This window comes from Streptomyces sp. NPDC007162, assembly GCF_040634175.1.
GTDB lineage: Bacteria > Actinomycetota > Actinomycetes > Streptomycetales > Streptomycetaceae > Streptomyces.
This window is the reverse complement of sequence record NZ_JBEYFC010000854.1, coordinates 1-2,469: the sequence shown is the minus strand read 5'-3', so window position 1 is coordinate 2,469 and position 2,469 is coordinate 1. Positions and strand designations below refer to the sequence as shown.

The 2,469-nt window shown below is 70.8% G+C and carries 1 protein-coding gene and 1 pseudogene; both read right to left on the bottom strand.

What is annotated here, in order from left to right:
* Window positions 1–115: 115 nt before the first annotated feature.
* A complete protein-coding gene (locus tag ABZ646_RS44930) occupies window positions 116–733 on the bottom strand; it encodes a DsbA family protein (RefSeq protein ID WP_360533087.1) in 618 nt (205 codons plus the stop codon).
* Between the two features lie 172 nt (window positions 734–905).
* Window positions 906–2,469 (bottom strand): annotated as a pseudogene (locus ABZ646_RS44925) (cellulosome enzyme); the annotation flags it as partial.

Genomic DNA, 2,469 nt, shown 5'->3' with positions numbered 1-2,469 from the left:
GCCGTCTTGTTCTTGCTGCCGGCCGGGAAGTCCAGGTCGAGGACCTTGAAGGAGAGAGTGCTCACGATGGCTCCTTGAGAGGGGATGACGGGGTGAGGACGGGAGGTCGGCGGGATCAGTGACCGCGCTGGGCGGCGAGCTTCCGGTCGACCTCGTCGGCGGTGGCGCGGCCGAGGGCCAGGGGGAAGACGCGGTCGCCGTCGACGGCCAGCAGGGTGGGGAAGCCCCGGACGCCGGCAGCGGCGGCCCGGCGGAAGTCGGCCTCGGCGGCGGCCTGTGTTTCAGGGGACTCGAAGGCGGCGACCACGGCGTCGGCGTCGAGTCCGGCGTCCTCGGCGATCCTGCGGTAGGTCGCGGGGTCGGACAGGCTCAGCCCGTCGACGTAGAAGGCGTCCTGGACAGCGGTGGCCAGCTGGGCGGCGCGATCGGGGGCCGCTCCGCGCAGGGCGGCGACGCCGCGGGCGGCGGCCACGGAGTCCATCACGAACGAGCCGTCGGCGATCAGCCGTTCGTATGCCTCGCCGAACACGGCGCCCGTCTGCTCGGCGATGTCGGCGTTCGCGCCCTGCACGTACCCGAACTCCCGGATCGGCGTCCGGCGCGAGCCGGTGAACAGGCCTCCGGAGACCACCTCGACCGGCAGGTCGGGGTGGCGGGAGACGATTTCTCGCAGCGTTCCGGAGAACCCGTGCGACCAGCCGCAGTACGCGTCGAAAACGTAGACCAGCTTCATCGGAAAACCTCGGCAAGGGGTGGTGCGCTCGCCGTGTGCGAGCAGTTCGCCTGATGAAACAGTAACTGACGCGTCAGATATTTCGGGAACGGTGTGACACCCGCCACAGAGGGATCGTCGCTGTGCGCACCGGTGGCGGGGCGGGTGTGCCCCGCCACCGGTGGTCGTCACCTCACCGCACCTCCCGCGCGTACGGCGCGACGGTGATCCGGTCGATCAGCGGCGCGTAGCGGGAGCGGAGCAGCACTCCGGGGAAGGTGTCCGAGGCGTAGGTCGTGCCGTCGAAGTTCGGCAGTTCCTCGGAGCGGAAGGTGATCGTGTTCTGCCCCTTCCGCAGCTGGACCGGGACGGTCAGCTCCCAGAAGTTGTCCTGGTGGAAGCTGTTCGGGAAGCCGACGCGCAGCGACTCGCCGCCGTTGACGCTGATGTCGGCGTGCCGGGCCAGCGGGTCCGGGTTGTAGTGCGTCGCCTCGGACTGCTCCGGGTTGGAGTAGCGGATCCGCAGCGCGTACAGCCCGGCCTTCTCCGCGGCCACCGAGAACGTCGCCGTGTTGCCGTTGCCCGGGTCGCCGCCGATCCCGGTGATCGCCGTACCGTCCGTCGCCAGCGGCAGCGGGGTCAGCGTGGCCGTGCCCGCGAGCTTCGCGTCCTGCGCCTCGTACGTACGCGTCCTGAGCGTGCCCTCGGTGGGTGTGACCGTCAGCCGGTCGACCAGCGTGGTGTCCGAACCACCGGTCACCGTCACCTTGTTGACGCCGCCCGAGAGGGAGACGGCCACTTTGTGCCTGGACCTGGTCACGTGCAGGACGTCGTGCTCGTTGACGGACAGCCGGGCGTCCGCGGCGCCGAGGGTGTCGACGTCGAGGGTGGCCTCGCGGTCGGCGGGGGAGTAGACCCAGAACGTGGCCGTCTGGTGCTTCGCGACCCGGACCGCGCCGGAGCCGGTGGCGGGGGCCGGGGTGTGCTTCGGCAGGTCGTAGACGGGGTGGGCCCCGCCGCTCGTCCAGGCCAGCTCGCCCTCGTAGACCTGGGTGGCGGCCGACGCGTCCGGCAGGGACAGCGTGAGCCGGTCGACGATGGCGTCGCCCTGGGTGGCGCGCCTGCCGTCGAGGCTCTGCGCGGCGAGCGTCAGGGTGTGCCTGCCCTTGGTGAGGTGCACCGTGGTGTCGGTGTGGTCCCACACCACCCACTTGTAGCCGAGCGGCAGGTAGAGCTCCTGCTCGCCGGCCGCCTGGCCGTCCACCCGCAGGAACACGTTGGTCGGGCCCTGGTCCTTCACCTTGTCGAACGTGTTGAGCGAGTTGGCGAACACACTCAGGTCGTAGGTGCCGTCCTCGGGCGCGTCCACGGCGAAGTCGAGCGTGACGTCCGAGCCGGTGCGCAGGCCGCCGACGTCGTAGCCGCCGGAGGTGTAGAACTTCGACACGTCGCCCGTCGAACCCTCGGGGCCGTTCTTCGAGTAGCCGGACCCGGTGTGGGCGGCGTCCTCCGCCTCGTACGACCCCTGCCAGCGCACCGGCGCGGACAGCGTGCCCTTCGCCCTGCCGGCCGGGCTGAGGACGATCTCGTACGCCGAGGACTCCTTGAGCCCCGGCAGTGCGCCGTCGCCGAAGTCGACGACGACCTTGCCGCCGGCACCGACCTTCAGGTTCGTCTCGGTCAGCAGCTTCGGGCCGGAGTTGTCACCGACCTGACCGCTCCAGTCGATCTCGCTCACCCAGGCGTGCACGCTGTCC

Coding starts and splice junctions, on each gene's coding strand:
- ABZ646_RS44930 (WP_360533087.1), bottom strand. CDS start 733: ATGAAGCTGGTCTACGTTTTCGACGCGTACTGCGGCTGGTCGCACGGG.